At 38.6% G+C, this 17,775-nt stretch carries 14 protein-coding genes; 12 read left to right on the top strand and 2 right to left on the bottom strand.

Annotated elements, in window-relative coordinates:
* Window positions 1-3: 3 nt before the first annotated feature.
* Window positions 4-780, top strand: a complete 777-nt coding sequence (locus Ami103574_RS10430; RefSeq protein ID WP_163066957.1) for a S1 family peptidase — start codon at window positions 4-6, stop codon at window positions 778-780.
* A 101-nt stretch (window positions 781-881) separates the two neighbouring features.
* Here the strand turns inward: Ami103574_RS10430 and Ami103574_RS10425 are convergent, their stop codons facing one another.
* Window positions 882-1,499: a cyclic nucleotide-binding domain-containing protein gene (locus Ami103574_RS10425; RefSeq protein ID WP_163066956.1), complete on the bottom strand. Its 618-nt coding sequence runs from the start codon at window positions 1,497-1,499 to the stop codon at window positions 882-884.
* Between the two features lie 77 nt (window positions 1,500-1,576).
* On the opposite strand from Ami103574_RS10425, the gene Ami103574_RS10420 reads away from it, so the two are divergent.
* The 11 genes from Ami103574_RS10420 (at window position 1,577) to Ami103574_RS10370 (ending at window position 16,376) form a co-directional block, all read left to right on the top strand.
* Complete coding sequence (locus Ami103574_RS10420; RefSeq protein ID WP_163066955.1) at window positions 1,577-2,209, top strand: hypothetical protein; 633 nt, start codon at window positions 1,577-1,579, stop codon at window positions 2,207-2,209.
* Window positions 2,210-2,477: 268 nt separating this feature from the next.
* On the top strand, window positions 2,478-2,945 hold the full coding sequence (locus tag Ami103574_RS10415) for a DUF2798 domain-containing protein (RefSeq protein WP_163066954.1): 468 nt from the start codon (window positions 2,478-2,480) through the stop codon (window positions 2,943-2,945).
* 239 nt (window positions 2,946-3,184) lie between these two features.
* Window positions 3,185-3,490 carry a DUF2834 domain-containing protein gene (locus Ami103574_RS10410; RefSeq protein ID WP_163066953.1) on the top strand — a complete coding sequence of 102 codons (306 nt, stop codon included), beginning with the start codon at window positions 3,185-3,187 and terminating at the stop codon, window positions 3,488-3,490.
* Window positions 3,487-4,116: a TetR/AcrR family transcriptional regulator gene (locus Ami103574_RS10405; protein WP_163066952.1), complete on the top strand. Its 630-nt coding sequence runs from the start codon at window positions 3,487-3,489 to the stop codon at window positions 4,114-4,116. Before Ami103574_RS10410 ends, Ami103574_RS10405 begins: the two co-directional genes overlap by 4 nt.
* A gap of 308 nt (window positions 4,117-4,424) precedes the next feature.
* Entirely contained in the window at window positions 4,425-5,984 is a 1,560-nt protein-coding gene (locus tag Ami103574_RS10400; protein WP_163066951.1) for an MAC/perforin domain-containing protein, read from the top strand.
* Window positions 5,985-6,016: 32 nt separating this feature from the next.
* Window positions 6,017-6,565 carry a DUF1697 domain-containing protein gene (locus Ami103574_RS10395; protein ID WP_163066950.1) on the top strand — a complete coding sequence of 183 codons (549 nt, stop codon included), beginning with the start codon at window positions 6,017-6,019 and terminating at the stop codon, window positions 6,563-6,565.
* Between the two features lie 360 nt (window positions 6,566-6,925).
* Window positions 6,926-12,142 (top strand): leucine-rich repeat protein, encoded by a 5,217-nt coding sequence (locus Ami103574_RS10390; RefSeq protein WP_163066949.1) that lies wholly within the window; start codon window positions 6,926-6,928, stop codon window positions 12,140-12,142.
* 382 nt (window positions 12,143-12,524) lie between these two features.
* Window positions 12,525-13,535 (top strand): siderophore ABC transporter substrate-binding protein, encoded by a 1,011-nt coding sequence (locus Ami103574_RS10385; RefSeq protein WP_163066948.1) that lies wholly within the window; start codon window positions 12,525-12,527, stop codon window positions 13,533-13,535.
* 20 nt (window positions 13,536-13,555) lie between these two features.
* Window positions 13,556-14,569: an ABC transporter permease gene (locus tag Ami103574_RS10380; RefSeq protein WP_163066947.1), complete on the top strand. Its 1,014-nt coding sequence runs from the start codon at window positions 13,556-13,558 to the stop codon at window positions 14,567-14,569.
* Complete coding sequence (locus Ami103574_RS10375; protein WP_163066946.1) at window positions 14,566-15,627, top strand: iron chelate uptake ABC transporter family permease subunit; 1,062 nt, start codon at window positions 14,566-14,568, stop codon at window positions 15,625-15,627. The genes Ami103574_RS10380 and Ami103574_RS10375 overlap by 4 nt, the downstream gene beginning before the upstream one ends.
* A complete protein-coding gene (locus Ami103574_RS10370) occupies window positions 15,624-16,376 on the top strand; it encodes an iron ABC transporter ATP-binding protein (RefSeq protein WP_163066945.1) in 753 nt (250 codons plus the stop codon). Before Ami103574_RS10375 ends, Ami103574_RS10370 begins: the two co-directional genes overlap by 4 nt.
* 67 nt (window positions 16,377-16,443) lie before the next feature.
* Here the strand turns inward: Ami103574_RS10370 and Ami103574_RS10365 are convergent, their stop codons facing one another.
* Window positions 16,444-17,580 (bottom strand): aldo/keto reductase, encoded by a 1,137-nt coding sequence (locus tag Ami103574_RS10365; RefSeq protein ID WP_163066944.1) that lies wholly within the window; start codon window positions 17,578-17,580, stop codon window positions 16,444-16,446.
* Window positions 17,581-17,775: the final 195 nt, after the last annotated feature.

Genomic DNA, 17,775 nt, shown 5'->3' with positions numbered 1-17,775 from the left:
ATAATGAAAAGAAAATATATTAGTGCAATAATATGTGCGGCTGTGATACTGGGTGTAATGGTGTATGCTATATTTAACTTCGGCAGAAATGACGTAGAGTTCGTAGAAGCGATTAACAATAAGGCCATTTCCGCTAATATTTTGTTAATCAATATAACAGAGGAGGCTGGCTCAACCTCCTTTTCCGCAGGACAAAGCGGCGTGATTTTTAAAAAGGATGCCGAAAAATATTATGTGCTGACGGCTTTGCATGGATTAGAGCCTGATCAAAAAAAGATAAAAATCATTGCTTTGGGATATGACCAGCCGACATATAATGAAGCCGGTGTTAATATGGGTCTAAAAGGATATTACGAACAATTCCCCCAAGCGCTTCTTGAATATTATAATGACACTTACGATCTTGCGGTTATCAGCTTTTATTCTAAAAAGGAATATGCAGTGTTATCCATTGCATCAGGGTTTAAATACAAGGAACCCGTGGCGGCAATCGGAAATCCTCATGAAGGCAGCAGAAATAGTATAACTACGGGGAAAATTACAAGTAAAAATCCGGTTCCATTTGGAGATATAGCTGGTTTAAATCAATATCCTGTTATTGAGCATTCAGCAAAGATATCCCAAGGAAGCAGTGGTGGCGCTTTACTAAATAAAGATATGGAAGTTGTCGGTATCGTTTTGGGAGCAAGTGAAAATATCTTTCATCAATTTGTAAAAGGCAAAGCCATGCCCTGTGATAGAATATTAGAATTTTTAAGTATCATGGATATGGAATTATGACACATTAATTAAAAAGTCACCTATTAATTTAGGTGACTTTTTTGTTTTTATTTCTTACAACTAACCTTAGAACAATGATTTAGTAAGTTTACAGGATAAGCTTATTCACTGCTGCCATGACAGTCTACATACTCCTCGAGTTGGGTATAGTCTGTAATCCTATAGTGTTTTTCCTTCTTGAGTATTCCTTGATCGCAAAATTTTTTAATGATGTATAAAACATGTCTATAACTAACATTTAAATACTCAGATGCATCTGTATGGGAAATGGAGTAAATTCCGTTTTTTTCATATCGTATTATAAATTGAGCCAATTTTTCAGCCAAAGAATAATTCATGTATTCACTCATTCTGTAGCTTCTGTCTAATAACTTGTTTGCCATATATGTGGCAAAATAGAATGATATGTTAGATGATGAATTACAATACTCTTGCAGCATGTTCAAATCAAACTCTAAACAATGAACTTCTTCTAAAACTTGGTTTTCTTTTATGGTATCTTCGTGAATAAAAATTGATATCTCCCCAAGCCAATCACCGCCATTAAAAAAATCCAATGCAGATCTTTTTCCGTTGCGATGATCAATATATACCTTAACGATACCGCTAATAATGTAGTAACATTGAGTAACAGCCTGTTGTGTATGATAAATATGTGTGCCTTTAGAAAAAACTTTGGGTTTCCCTAGAGCATATAGTTGAGACGGCAATTCAATCATAGCATAATCCTTTCACTGTGAGATTTATCATATTTTTTCTATTTACTTTCTTGTATTATATATCTGGAGGTAAAAAAATGTCTATAAAAATAAAAAGAGTTTCAGTGTCGCTTATCTTATTCATATTGTTTGGATTTGGGATTTCCTTACAAGTTAAGTCGAATGTTGGCCAGAGCATGTTCAATGCTTTATCCCTTACTTTGGCCGATGTACTAGATATAAAAATAGGAACCATTTTAAACATGATTAATGGATTTTTTTGGTGTACGAATATAATTATGCGCAAGTTTAAAGTAAACACATCTGATTTCGTGCAAATAATTGTAATATTGCTAAATGGTTTTATTGTCAACTTTTTTGTCTATTTTGTGCTGCATTCAATGGTATTGAATGAGTACTTTTTAAAATTAGCTCTATTTATTATCGGGCTGTTGCTTTCGTCAGTCACATTAGGAATTTTGCTTGCAATTGGAATTATAAAGTTTCCGATGGAAGGCTTTTGCATAACCTTAAACAACCTATTGCACAAGGAGCTTTCTACAGTGCGATTTTCAATTGATTTGATTTTCTTCTTGATTATACTGATTTTGGTTATATCAGTCCATGTACCGTTTTATGTTCGAGAGGGAACTATTATTAGTTTCATGTTGCTGCCTTATTTGTTAGGCAAGTCCTATAAATACTTTCAAAAACTGGATATTTCACAATAGGCAACTATTATTGCATATAGCTACTTGCTCCCAGAATAAAAAGTGTCGTGTATAGCAGGGACCCATGGATGCGAATTTTCACTTATTCTGTTATAAATAAATTAATCTAGGGGGCAAGTCTTGTAAGTGTTCAGGATATTGACAGATAAACCTTATATATGATACAATTTAAACAATATAGTATGGTAAATTGGAAACGTACATTCTCCTGAATGATTAACGAACAACACGTACTTGTGTTAAATATTTCATTTAAGGAGATTTTTTTATGCCCAAAACAAAGTATCAACAAGTTATTTTTACCTTTATGATGGTAGTCGTCATGGTGTACACCATGGTTTGCTACAATGTTTCGTTGAATATTGGTGGAATGGCCAATTCAGTTTTTTTAGAGGGTTTTCACGAGCTAATTATTTTAGTACCAATTGCATTTATAATAGAAATAGTTGTAATTGATAAATTATCGACTTTTCTTGCATTTCGAATTGTAAAACCTAACGATCCCCCTATTTTTATTCTTTTAGCAATCTCCTCGATGATTGTATGTTTAATGTGTCCAACGATGAGTTTAATAGTAACGCTTTTGTTTAAAAATGCAGGGAAGGAATTTATTGCTGTATGGCTTCAAACAACCGTAATCAATTTTCCAATGGCTCTTTGTTTTCAAATATTTTTTGCTGGGCCATTAATCAGGTTACTTTTTAGAACGTTATTTAAAAATTCGCTTACAAAATAATATAGTAATATCTCATTTTTAGCAGGATAGATGAATTTTATATAGGACTTCTATAATTTGTTTTAGATTAAGGGAAGTCTTAGCTCCGGTTGCATCTATATTGACCAAATGACACAAGTAAAAGCTAATCCATATGGATTGGCTTTTTTCATATAATAGATTGACTTTGGGCTTTAGGACAAGTATAATAAATTAACTTGTTGAATAACAAGTTAATTTGTTATAAGGAAGGATGCTTGATGAAGAAATTTTTTTTAGGATTCTCTGTTCTTGGAACCATCATCCCATTTGCTATTTTTGTGCCGTGGTTGCTTGTAAATGGCCTAAATTTATCACTTTTTGTTAGTGAATGGCTCTCTACACCAATCTCAAAATTTTTTGCTGCTGATTTTATCATTACCTGGTTGGCTTGGTTAGCATTCATTTTTGTTGACCATAAGAAAAAAGACATTAAATTCTGGTGGATACCTTTTGTGGGTAACTTTTGCATAGGGCTATCATTTTCTGTACCATTCTACCTATTCTTGCGGGAGGATAAGAGATGAGGGAAGAGGTCATGCGAGATGCCGAGAGATCAAAAAACAAAATATTAGACGCCGCAGAACAGCTATTTGCAACGAAAGGATTTAACAATACGAGTCTTGCAGAAATTGGTGAGTATGCCAACTTGTCAAGAGCTACACCTACTTATTATTTTAAGAATAAACCTACGTTATATAAAGCGGTGTTGCTGCGTTTAATTGATGACGAAAGAGAATTTGTTAAGCGTAGGGATTTATTAGAGAGTGACGATATTGTGGGGCGCGTAAGGGAACTGCTTTGCACCCATATTGACTTTATTTTTCTACGACCGACATATGTTCAATTGATTTGTAGAGAAGCCCTTGACAACAACGGTTTCCTTTTATCCATAGATAACTTTTTAGCTATAGTAGAACAGGGCAAAGACCTGATAGAGCTGGCACGTAATCGAGGTATAATAGTCAGCCAAGACAGTGACAGCATTTTAATGTACTCTCTTTCGATTACGTGGTTTCCTTTTTTGCAGAAAGATTTGATTGCAAAGTCACTTAAAATTGACCCTTTTTCAAAGAGCTTTTTACAAAGGCATAAAGATTTTGTGACAACCACTTTCATACAAAGTTTGTTCAAAGATGTTAACACCTTATAATAATCTAATCTATGACTCAACAATAAAGCTAATGAAAAACGGAGTGTATTGAACGGTACACTCTGTTTTTTTCATGCTGTCTGTTCCGTCTATTCCTTTTGCTTGCCGTTCCCGTTGGGACGCAGATCGTTTTGTCTAAATTTATCGAATATGGTTAGAAGTGGAATTTTCTGGGTGGGTATGGTATACTTAGATTGAATCTCGTTGCGTGAGAAACACCGTATTCGACAGGGTGGCTGGAAATTACAAGTTTAATATACTATGACAAGTTAGAATTATTAAAGGGTTTGTATGAAGGAGGCAGAGATATGGAGAAGAACAATAAAATCGGGCTTGGCGCTCAGTTAAATGATGGCGGGAATACATATATTGGGTATGGCATTGATATTATTAATGCTTCGGGGCCTAATACCTCACAACTTAAAGGAACTATTTTTTTAGATAGTGCCTATGGGAAGGACGGCGTTATTGATAGTTTTGCTATAGAAGAGGGAGTAACCCTCTCTGTTGAGAGAGATTCTTTTTTGGAATGCTTCACAGACCTAGATGTAAATGCTTCTATAGAGCCAGGGAAAAAGATTCCCTTTTTTTCGGGGAAACTTTCTGCTAAGTATGGAGAAAGTAAAACCTTGAAAAGAACAGCTAAATACTACAGTGGGATTGTGTCTGTTAACACAAAAAAACACACATTAAAGCCTGCATATAGAAATGAAACGAAGTGGAAATCTATTATTGATCCAGCAGTTTTGGAAAGTTTAAATGACAGCAGTATAGAACCCCATAAAATCTTTAAAGCCTATGGCACGCATATTATTAAAGAGGCCACTATAGGAGGGTTTATCCAAGTCACCGCTATCTATAATTCCAGTGAAAAATTAAGCAGCAATGAATTAAAAGCGGCTGTTGATGCGACCTGTTCTTTTGTATCGGCTTCTTCATCAACTGCCTTAACAGAAAAACAAAAGACAGTTCTTACAAATACAGAAATACGATCCTATTGCTATGGGGGACAAGCCGGACTCTTAGCTGGTATGATTAAATATAGCGATATGGTAGACGTCTTAAAACTATGGGGAAAATCTTTAGAAGATAAGAGTTTCCATGTCTTGTCCAATGTTTATGAATATACGCCTATCTGGGTTTTTGCCGAAACTGCTCAACGAAGCAAAGAATTAGAGCGTACTTTTTATGAAATGGCAGACGCACGAAATATAGATGTCTCTAATTATTTGTCAAAGGAACATGGGGAAGAACAAGATGTCTCTATGTCCTGCCAAGTTTATGAAATTTATTCCTATAAATCTCGTCGCGGCATATTTGAGGAAGAGCGTCAACATAAGTGGATACAGCCCTTAAGTGGCGGTATGAATAAAGATATGATGGGTGTGAGTGAAGAGGTATTTTATAGAGCAGCTAATGTTGCTTTTTTAGACAGCAGAATGTCCTCCAGTAAGGAGCTGATGCCCTACCATCACATAAAAAAGACCAGGTACCCGGACAACACCTATTCTTTTCAGCTTTGCTGTAATAAAAAGTATTTGAGGGTAAGCGGTAGTAAAAGTACATTTGCAGAGAAAGGGTATACAAATGCAGGGCAGCTGTTCTTTGATGGAGAAGATGACTTTGACAAAGACAGCAGATTTTATCTCGAGGCTTTTGGGTCTGCTGCAAAGAGCTTTAAACTTAAATCCGTACTAACAGGGAAATATGTTATTTGCGATTGTGATCGACGTAAGGAGTCTCTTCATGCGAATTTATTTGCTATAGTGGCAAGTGACAGGATTTATAGCTACCCGCTGTGGTTTCGAGAGTCTACAAAAGAACTCCTAGATAAGCCGGTGGAATTTTTTATTAATCCTTGGGAATAAGCGATGATATTAGATTTAGGAGGTACTTTGGGTTGAAAAAATACATTGCTCTTTTGCGTGGCATAAACATTAGCGGTAAAAACAAAATATCAATGCCCTTGTTAAAAGAGGCCTTTGAAGATATAGGCTTTTTAAATGTTCGTACCTACATCAATAGTGGGAATGTGCTTTTTTCCAGTGATAACAATGATGCAAGTGAAATAAGCAGCAGATGTAAAGCCATGATAGAGAAAAGCTTTATGCTGGATGTTCCTGTGGTAATTATTTCTCAACAAGAATTATTGCAAGCTTTGGATAATGCCCCCGAATGGTGGGATATAAATTCTGATCAAGAAGTGATACACCAAGCCATCTTTCTTATTCCACCTGTTACTATGGAAGAAGTATATAATGCCGTGGGAGAAGCTAAACCGGAATACGAACAAGTTGGTTATTACAAGAATGTGATTTTTTGGTCTGCACCAAGAGCCACATTATCAAAGACGAGGTGGTATAAAATCGCAAGTTCTTCTGTGAATAACAAAGTAACAATTAGAAATGCCAACACGGCGAAAAAGCTGCTTTTGCTATCAAAGGAGTAAACCAATTAGGAGCAGCTGTCTGATAGGTGATCGTTAAAATTTCAACTTAAAAATTAAATAATATCTTGATATAGCTGGGTAAAAAATTAAGACATACTTTTTCTGCTAAGGGAATGTATGTCTTTTTGATTGTACTAGAAGAGGAAGTTTAATGACCCGTGTATAAATTAGCAGATTTTTGTAAAATTATGTTGACATGTGACGAAAGAACAATTAGAATATGCTTTAGATGGGTTAGCTATGGCTAACCCATCTAAAGCATATTTAGTTAGCCATAGCTAACACTAAAGCATGTAATAGTTCGTTTTGATTATTTACGAACTATTTAAAATCAAATCTATTCAGGAAGGATGGTTTAAAATGAAACGAAAGCAATTGATTGCAGCGATGATAATCTCTGCATTATCAGTAAACTCTATTTCAGTTGTAAGTGCAGCGGATGTGGACTCTACCGATGCAACGCAGGCAAATGCCATAGAATCAAATGAAAATGTCGGAGATTCTGAGAGCAATGCAAATGACGAAGCGATTTCTGAAACTGTTGATGGGGAAGACAAGGGAGATGACCTTGAATCAACGGAAACACAGGACGTTACGGATAGCGGAGATGAAACAAACGGCATCGATGATGGCAACAATGAAACAGACGATCAAGGCACACAGCCGGAAGCAGTAGATTCCCAAGAAAAAGAGGAAAATATTACAGAGGATGAGGCTGCAAATGATGAAATCATCCAAGATGAAATCATTCAAGAGAAACCTGTTTTAGAGGATCCAGAAATTCTGATTGAGCCAGAGATAAATGCCCCGCTCATGCAGGCTATCATGGCACTACAGTTATCTGTGGGTACTACTTTTGAGAAAGAGTCTATTACGTATAAGGTGTTATCTGAAGAAGATAAAACGGTTCAGGTTGGTACTGGCAGTGAAGCACTCTCCGGATTATCCGGCAGTATCACCATTCCGGCCACTATAGAATATGAGGGCGAAACTTATACCGTAACAACAATTGGAAACAAGGCCTTTATGAGGAACGAGGAGGTTACCTCTGTTACACTGCCTTCTACCATCACGACCCTTGGGGACATGGCTTTTTACAGTGTGACAATGACGTCCCTTTCACTTCCTGATTCTGTTAGAACACTGGGAGTATCCTGCTTTGCAGGTTCAAGCCTGGAAAGTATCACTTTGCCTGATGGCATTGAAGAAATTCCGGAGCAGGCGTTTAGCCTTTGCGAACAGCTCACCTCGGTGGAGCTTCCAGCAAGTTTAACCACAATTCAAAAGGACGCATTCAATAGCTGCGGTGCGTTAACAGATATCACTATTCCTGCAAAGGTAACTGATATTGGAGAGAAAGCCTTTTGGTCAAATGGCTCTTTAAAGACAGTCACTTTTGAAAATAACAGTGAATTGGAGAGCATTGGGAAACAGGCTTTTCATTTCTGTGAACAGTTAGAAAGCATTAACATTCCTTCATCCATTGTGAGAATTGAAAACTCTGCTTTTCAAAATTGTGCTGTTTTGAAAACGATGGGATTGGAAACCGCAGATTCTAACTTGGAATACTTGGGCGAATCAGCTTTCTCCAGCACACAGATTAAAAATATTTATATTCCTGCTTCGACTACCTCCATTGGAAAAGATGCCCTTCATGAATGCAAAAAATTGAAATCCATCACCGTTTCTGGTGACAATGCGGACTACAGCAGTACAGATGGCATTCTGTTTAACAAAGCTAAAACACAGTTGATTGCATATCCAGCAAGCAAGGATGACGAGAAATACATAACACCGGAATCTGTACAAACCATTGATGCCTATGCGTTTGCCAGCGCAGCAAACCTAGAGGAAATTACTCTTACAGACAATGTAACCGCTGTTGGGATGTTTGCATTTTCTAATGCCAGCTCTTTAAAAAAGGTTACCTTTGGGAAGAATGTGGAAACCATTGGACGGTTAGCATTCCAAAATTGCACCAAGCTGAAAACAGTGATATTATCCGAAAAGCTGACAAGTGTTCCGGATTACCTGTTCTATAAGTGCACAGCATTAACCAGTCTTACCATTCCTGCTAGTGTAACCTATATTGATGACAATATTTTAAGCGGCTGTGAGAACTTGGAATCCGTTACAATGCTGTCTATGGAACTGGACTTCGATGCCAGCGCATTTAACAGTGTGCCAAGCACTACTCAATATACCGTTGAGACAGATGCGATTAAAGGGGTTATGGTGAGTACGCTGGGAATCTCTGGGGACAAGATTACCTCAAAGGGACATGATCCTATCCCCGAGATTGATAACTTCGTTACAGATGGCATTTACTATAAAGTGCTTACGGACCCTAAAGGGGAGCAAAACGGTACTGTTCAGGTAGGGAATGGTAGCTTTGGAGGCTTTACTTTAACCGCAAACATGACTATTCCGGAAGAAGTAATAGAGTCCTTAACCGGTCAAAAATATACGGTAACTTCAATTGGTGCCTCTGCTTTTGCCGATGCATTGGGTGAGGGAAGTAATTTAAAAACGATAGCCATTCCTAAATCCGTCGTCACTATTCAAGATAAAGCATTTTCCGATTGCAGTAGTTTAACTACGGTAACCTTTGAAGAAGGAAGTCAGCTACAGTCCATCGGTGCAGATGCGTTTGGGTATTGCACATCTTTATTGGCAATTCAGCTGCCTTCTACAGTAAAAACCATTGGCAACAATGCGTTTAAAAACTGCAAGTATTTAAAAACAGTTACGTTCGGCTCCAGTTTGGAATCCATTGGAGACAGTGCTTTTGCAACCACAAAGGTTTCTGTTGTAGAACTGCCGGCTACGATTAAATCTATTGGAACACAGGCTTTTTACGATTGCAATAGCTTAACCTCCATTCAGGTTGCTGCCGGAAGCAGCACATATAGCAGTGTAGACGGGGTATTGATGAATGCAGCAAAGATGATTCTGTTGCAATATCCTGCCGCAAAAGAAGGGAATAGTTATTCCGTACCGGATACGGTAAAAACCATTACTGATTATGCGTTTTATAAAAATCAGGAACTCAAAACACTGGCTTTGGGCACCGATGTAACCACCATCGGAACAAATGCGATGAACCAAATGGCGAAGCTGACCGCCGTGACCATGCATGATGATGTAACCGCCATCGGCAAAATGGCATTTTATAAATGCGTAAATTTGGAAAGCGTTAAGCTTTCGGCAAGACTTACCAGTTTGGCCGATTACTTATTCTACAGCTGTGATGCCTTGGAAGAAATAGAAATCCCTAAGAGTGTTGTTTCTTTTGGTGCTTCGGCTTTGCCTGGAAACTTAACGACCATCAAAATTCGTTCTACAGCAACAACAAGCGAGACCATTGAACTGGGTGCTGCCTTTAATTCCTTAAAGTCCGCACAATACTATGTGGCAACAGAGGCGGTGAAGAGCAAGTTGGTGGAAAAAGGTGTTTCGGAATCTAATATTACAGTAGACAACACGTTATTAGAGGACGATATTAAAGAAGCTGCATTCACAAAGGACGGCATTTCTTATGTTGTTTTGGCTGACCCGGATAATGGAGAAAACGGGACGATACAGGTTGGAAATGGCAGTACCTTAACCGGTATCGCAGGTGATGTGGTTATTCCAAGCCAGGTAATCCACAATGGTTATCGGTATACGGTAAAGACCATTGCTACAAGTGCCTTCCATGGAAATGCTGACATAACAAGCATCACCATTCCAAATACCATTGAGAAAATTGGGGTGAACGCCATTTCCAGCAATGCAAATTTAACTTCCGTTATTTTTGCAGAGGGCAGTACCTTAAAAGAACTGGAAAACGGAGCAATTTCGGATAATGCGAAGCTGGAGGTGCTGACACTGCCTGCATCCTTAGAGACTGTTCACGATTATGTTTTCGCTTGGAATTACGGGTTGAAGACAGTTACCTTTGAAGAGGGCTCTCAGCTGACACATATCGGTAAAGGAATGTTCTTCAGAGGAAGATTATTAGAGGAAATTACGCTGCCAACCACCATTACGGAGATTGGGGAAGAAGCATTCTACAATTGCGAATCACTTACGGCAATCAAAGTCCAGGGAGATGAAACTACAGGCTTTGTAGCGAATCTAAAAAATGTTGATACGATTGGTGCGTCTGCATTCTATGGCTGCGCAAAAATTGAAAAGGTTATCTTATCAGATGGTTTGACGGAACTGGAAAATGGTGCATTCTACGGCTGCTCTGCCTTAAATGAAGTTATTTTTGGCAATGGCATTCTATCCTTGGGTGCGACATTGACCACGGATGCGGAAGAGGATTTCAAGGGAATCTTTGAAGGTTGCGTAGCTCTTGAAAAAATTGTGCTTCCCGAAAGTGTAACTTATATTGGAAAGAATACCTTCTTTGATTGCACGGCATTAAAGAAAATCGTGATTCAGTCTGCTGCATTATCTAAATTGGGAACAAATGCGTTTTATGGAATTTCAACCGATGCTGTATTTGTTGTTCAGAAAAATGCAGTAAAGGCAGAGTTAGTCGCAAGCGGAAAAATTAAAGGGGAAAAAGTTATTGCGCTTGAAACGCTGGAAAGCTTAATTACAACTGCAGAAAGTTCTTCCGCCAGCCAATATACGGAAGAAAACTATGCAAACTTGCAAGAAAAGCTGAGCAAGGCAAAAGCAACATTAGAAAACGCGGAAGAAATAACTGTAGCGGAATTTAACACGGTAGTCAATGAATTAACTACAGCAATATCCAACAAAAAAACATCTGGGGGCAGTTCCGGCAGTAAATCTTCCAAATCTAAAACCGACACAACAAAAAAAGAAACCACAGCACCTAGTGTTAAAGGGTCAGATGGCAGCAAGGTATCCATCAGTAACGATGGCAAATCTGCAAAAATCGTTGCAGAGAAAGGCTATGTTGTAACAGATGTTCTTGTGAACGGTGTATCTGTAGGGCCTGTGGAGGAACTTGAGAATTTGAAGCCTACGGATGAGATTGCGATTGTGGTTGAAACGGTGAAAGCTTCCACCGGGGACTTTAATGATATTAAGGAGCATTGGGCACATGACGCCATTTCGAATGCTATTGAAAAGGGCTTGATTCAAGGGGTGACAAAAACAGAATTTGCACCAAATAAGACGTTAACCAGAGAAGAAGCCATCCGAATTTTGTATGTGCTTTATGGTGAAAAAACAGAAGGTAACGGAGCAGAAAACCTGTTCCAGGATGTTTCTTCTGACAATGCCTATAAGGATGCTATTGCATGGGCATCTCAAAACGGCATTGTCAGTGGTACCGGAGACAACAATTTATCACCAGAAAAGGACATTACCAGAGAAGAGATGATCGCATTGATTTATAGATGCAATGTCTTGAAGGGGTATGATACCTCCAGCAGAAGTGATGTCAATCAATTTTCAGATAGAGACGAAATCTCAAGCTATGCATATGAGAACCTGTCTTGGGCTGTTTCTAAGGGACTTTTGCAAGGAAAATCAGCAGATACCTTGGCACCTAAGGCTGGAATGACAAGAGCAGAAGCCGCATCCATTGCAGTGCGTGTGGAAGCTCTGAACTAAGAAACCCTATGCTACAATAGAACAGAACGGTTTGTTCTATGGGCAATAAAACTTGCTATAAAAGGCAAGACTTTTATAGCAGGTTTTATAATTTATTGACATAAAAAGGACAGTGAGTTATAATGAATCTCATAAAATAGATTCCGTCTCGGAGGATATGCGAAAGTATGTTGGATAAGAGATCAGCTGTAGGCTGATCTCTTATTTTTTACACATTAGTTAGTTATTGCTAACCGATGTGCGATTTCACATTAAGTTCATAAAAGTAGAAAGGGGGAGGTATATTTTTTAACGTTTATAGTAACAACGCTTATCTAACTTACCATAGGAACATGGCAATTTAATTATTTGCTTATTAAAACACCACTTTAGGAGGATACATATGAAAAAGTTCTATTTACCAAAATTAATTATTTTTACCGTAGTTTTTGCTTTAATGCTAACTGGTTGTTCAAATCCAAGTAAGAATGCTTCTACTTCCGAAACAAGTGGGGACGTGAAGGACACAACCATTGAAATCACAGATGTTCATGGAACTGTTACTGTTCCTGTCAATCCCCAAAAAGTAGTATCTTTGGATAATAGAACATTTGAGACCTTATCTAATTGGGGCGTTGAATTGGTAGCGGTTCCTAAGGGCGTAATGCCGCCAGATTCTCCATATTACTTAGATGCTGCTGTCCAAGATATTGGGGATCACCGTGAACCCAACCTGGAAGTCATCGCGGCGGTAGACCCTGAGCTCGTCATTGTTGGGCAAAGATTTGCAGATTATTATGAAGACATAAAAGCTCTGGTTCCAAATGCGGCTGTCGTTGACTTAAATTTCGAGCTTTCGGAGGAAGCAGGGAAATCTGGGGACAGTTTGGTTAACGGTCTAAAGGAGTCCACTATTACCTTGGGGAAAATTTTTGACAAAAATGATGAGGCTCAGAAACTGAATGATGATTTTGATAAGGCCATTCAAATAGCTAAAGATGCCTATAATGGAACGGACAAAATCATGAGCGTCGTGGTCTCTGGCGGAGAAATTGGTTTTTCAGCACCTTATTCCGGACGTGTTTGGGGACCTATGTATGAAATGTTCGGATGGGAGTCGGCATTAGAAATTGATGGTACTTCTTCTGATCATAAGGGTGATGATATTTCTGTGGAAGCTATTGCTCAAAGCAATCCTGATTGGATTATGGTATTGGATCGCGACGCTTCCTTCTCTTCTGACGAAAAGAAAGTCCCTGCCATGGATGTTATCAATAATTCACCTGCCCTGAAAAATATAACCGCTATATCGAAAGAGCATATTGTTTACGCACCAGATGATACTTACACAAATGAATCCATACAAACCTATCTGGAGTTGTTTGAAGATATTGCAAGTGCTTTTTCCAAATAGGATAAAGGATGTATATTAACATGCCAAAATGCACGACACGTAGTATTACAGGGGCTGAGGTTTCTCAGCCCCACCTTTTTAGTCAACATAAAATATGGACAAAACCCTTTATAGTAGCAGTGTTTGTTGTTTCTGTTTTAGGAATTGTATCACTGTTTACAGGAGTTTACGATATACACGGACAAGAAGATGGCTGGAATATGTTTTTTATCACTCGTGTTCCAAGAACTGCGGCACTCATGCTTACCGGTGCAGCCATGTCCATGTCGGGGCTGGTAACACAGCTGATTACACAGAATCGCATGGTTGAGCCTACCACAACAGGAACGATTGAATGGGCGGGTTTAGGACTTGTTTTTGTTTATTTAATATTTCCTGCACCTCCTTTAATGCTGAGAATGACGGGCGCGATTCTTTTTTCTTTTATAGGAACTATGATCTTCTTCTTCTTTTTAAGAAAGGTTAAACTTCGCTCGTCATTAATTGTCCCCGTTATTGGAATGATGCTTGGAGCAGTTATTTCCGCCATCTCTACTTTTATTGGACTTGTTTTTCAAATGACGCAAAGCATTGAAACTTGGTTTGTAGGTTCTTTTGCTCCAGTTCAAATTGGACGCTATGAATATTTATGGCTCATCGTAATTGTTAATATTTTTATTTTTATTTATGCGGATCGATTAACTTTAGCAGGATTGGGTGAGGATGTAGCAACAAGCCTTGGCGTAAATTATAATAAAATTGTTCTTTTGGGCACCGGACTTATTTCTGTTGCAGTTGGTATTGTTGCTGCTGTAATCGGAAACTTGCCATTTTTAGGTTTAATTGTGCCCAATATTGTTTCAATGTATAGAGGCGATGACTTAAAGAGCAACTTGCCTTGGGTATGTGTATTAGGAATGGGGGCGATTACTCTTTGTGATCTCCTTTCCAGAACCATTATAATGCCTTTTGAAGTGCCCGTTTCTTTGATACTTGGAACTGTAGGCGCTGTTATATTTATTGTTATCTTATTAAAACAAAGGAAGCGAAGATGAGTGAATTTATATATAATAAGGAGAATGTGAAGAGCAATACCGACCTTGATTATGAAAACAGATCAGCCAGAGCTTTTCGTACGAAGAAAGAGGAGAAACGCTATTGGACTTTACTGATAGCCTTGATTGTTTTAGGCGCACTTGCTTCTTATGGGCTTTTGGTCTATAACAATCCTGTTTCTGTAGGGTCCCCTTCTTTTATCCCAGTTGTTAAAAGAAGGACAGTGGCTCTTTTTGCCATGGTTATTGCTGCGGTTTGCCAGAGCCTGTCTACTGTCGCCTTCCAGTCAAGCACCAATAACCGGATTATTACGCCTTCTCTTTTAGGATTTGAAGCTTTATACTCGACAATACATACAAGTGCGATGTTTTTTTTCGGTACCAGTGCATTCCTGAAATTTAGCGGCATTGGGCCCTTTCTTTTTCAAGTTGTCGCAATGGTTCTGATGTGTTTGATACTTTATGGCTGGCTTCTTTCTGGAAAATATGGAAATTTACAACTTATGCTTTTGGTCGGGGTCATTATGGGCACCGGTCTGAAATCCGTGTCGTCCTTTATGAGAAGACTTTTAGCACCGTCTGAATTTGACATTTTGCAGGCGAGGTTGTTTGGCTCTGTCAATAATGCAGATGCTGCTTACTTTCCGGTTGCCGTTCCCCTTGTGATTATTGCGGCATTACTTATCCTTGCTTATTCTAAAAAACTAAATGTATTGTCTCTTGGAAAGAGCGCTAGCACCTCTTTGGGGGTTAATCATCGGTTTGGCGTAATATATACGCTTATATTGGTTTCAGTTCTGATGTCAGTTTCCACCGCTTTGGTCGGGCCACTAACTTTCTATGGATTTTTAGTAGCTACTATGACTTATCAGGCTGCGCCGACTTATGATCACCGATACGTTTTTCCAATGACTCTTGCGATAGGTTTTTTGATATTAACAGGATCGTACTTTTTTATGTATCATGTATTTAGAGCGCAAGGTGTTGTTTCCGTTATTATTGAACTGTTTGGCGGCATAGCATTTCTAATTGTACTGCTAAGAAAGGGAACTTTATGATAAATATTCTTAATGCTAGAAAAATGTATACGGATGAGGTGAAAATAGGACCTTTAAATATTCAAATACCCAAAGCCGGACTAACTTCTTTAATTGGGCCAAATGGTGCTGGAAAGTCTACGGCACTTTTAATGATTGGAAGGCTTTTGAATATGGACGAAGGGCAAATAAAAGTAGCCAATATGGATGTTTCTGAATCTAAATCAGAAGATTTAGCAAAAATCTTAACGATTTTACGACAAGAAAACCATTTCGTAACGAGACTGACTGTTAGGCAGCTAGCCGGGTTTGGGCGGTTCCCTCATTCCAAAGGCAGATTAACAAAGGCTGATGAGTTAATTATTTCTAAATATATCGATTTTTTAGATTTAACTGATTTAGAAAACAGGTATTTAGATGAGCTTTCTGGCGGCCAAAGGCAAAGGGCATATGTAGCAATGGTTTTGTGCCAAGAGACGGAATATGTACTTTTGGACGAGCCTTTAAATAATCTCGATGTCGCGCGGTCTGTTCAAATGATGAAGCATTTGAGGCATGTGGCTAATGAATTTGGACGAACAATCCTGGCCGTTATACATGATATCAATTTTGCGGCCAAATACTCGGATCGGATTTGTGTAATGAAGGATGGACAAGTTGCTGCTTTTGGAACAGTGGATGACATTATGAATCCGAAACTTTTGACTGATATTTTTGAAACCAAAATTGAGATTATTAGGAGCCCTTATGGTCCGCTAGCGATTTATTAAGGGAGTACATTAGCCCAATACCCCCTATTTAAATTGAAAAACACTTACTTTCTTACAACGACCGTATTTATCTGTTTTGATAAATTGTATCCAATTCTGTTTGTAGCGTTGCGAGATTGTCCCGTATAGCGATTTTCTGAGGACATTTTTTTTCACAGGCACCGCAATGGACACAGTTTTTCGCCTTTTCAGCGTCAGAAATCATAATTCCCCATTTGAAATATATGTCGTTGGGATTTTCATACATGCCATATCCATTCCATGCGGCAAAATTTTCGGGGATATTAACACCTGCAGGGCAAGGCATGCAGTACCGGCAGAATGTACAGCTATTTTTTACCCTTGCTCTGATTTTTTCAACTGCACGATCGATTATGCCCTGATCTTCAGAAGAGATAGGCTTAAAATGCTGAAACGTCTTTATATTATCTTCTACCTGTGCCATGGTGGACATACCGCTTAAAATGACCTTGACATTTGGCAGGCTACCGACCCATCGGTATGCCCAGGAGGACAGCGTCCAATCAGGATGCATGCTTGTCATTTCGCCTGCGACTGTCTCCGGCAGATTGGCAAGTGAACCGCCCTTGACCGGCTCCATAACAACAATAGGAATGCCTGCTTTTTCGGCTAAAGTATATCCCCGAAGCCCGGCCTGTTCCTCTGTGTCGGTATAATTGAGTTGGATCTGGCATAAGTCCCAATTACGGTATTGCAAGATTTCTTCAAAGGTATTGTAATCATCATGAAAGGAAAAACCAAGGTGTTTAATTTTTCCCTGCGCCTTCAGATCCTCACAATACTGCACAATTCCAAGCTCTACGGATTTTTTGAAAGTGTGCTTATTCAAAGCGTGGAGTAGATAGAAATCAAAATACTCTTTATTCAGTTTTTCTCTTTGCTCTTCAAAAATGGCCTTTGCTTGCTCTAGACTGTTAATCATAACAACAGGAAGATTGGTGGTAAGAAAATAGTTATCCCTGTCTTTCGTATTCAGCCAGTTGCCTACAAAAGCTTCGCTATCTCCATTATGATACATATAGGCTGTGTCATAGTAGTTCACACCTGCTGCATAAGCTTTTTCAAGCATTTTTGTAGACAGCGGCTCATCAATTTTACCTTCGGAGGTAATAGGAAACCGCATGCATCCAAAGCCAAGCAGTGCGGTTTTTACTCCAAGTTTATCCCATGTTCTGGTTTCCATTTATCTTATTCCACCTTTCATAATGTTACAACAGCACTCCCCAAAAGGACTCGATTTGCTGCTTGGTCATCCATGCCATTTTGGGACTGCATAGATGGGCCACAACTGATTCAATAAATAGCTGTTAGGCTGCTTCTAAAAACGGAATCATAATGCCGATTCCTCGGCTTGTGCTGGAGGTAAGTACAAGTTTTT

Source organism: Aminipila butyrica, from assembly GCF_010669305.1.
Taxonomy (GTDB): Bacteria; Bacillota; Clostridia; order Peptostreptococcales; family Anaerovoracaceae; genus Aminipila; species Aminipila butyrica.
Note: the sequence above shows the minus strand (reverse complement) of the source record. Positions and strands in the feature narration are given on the sequence as shown.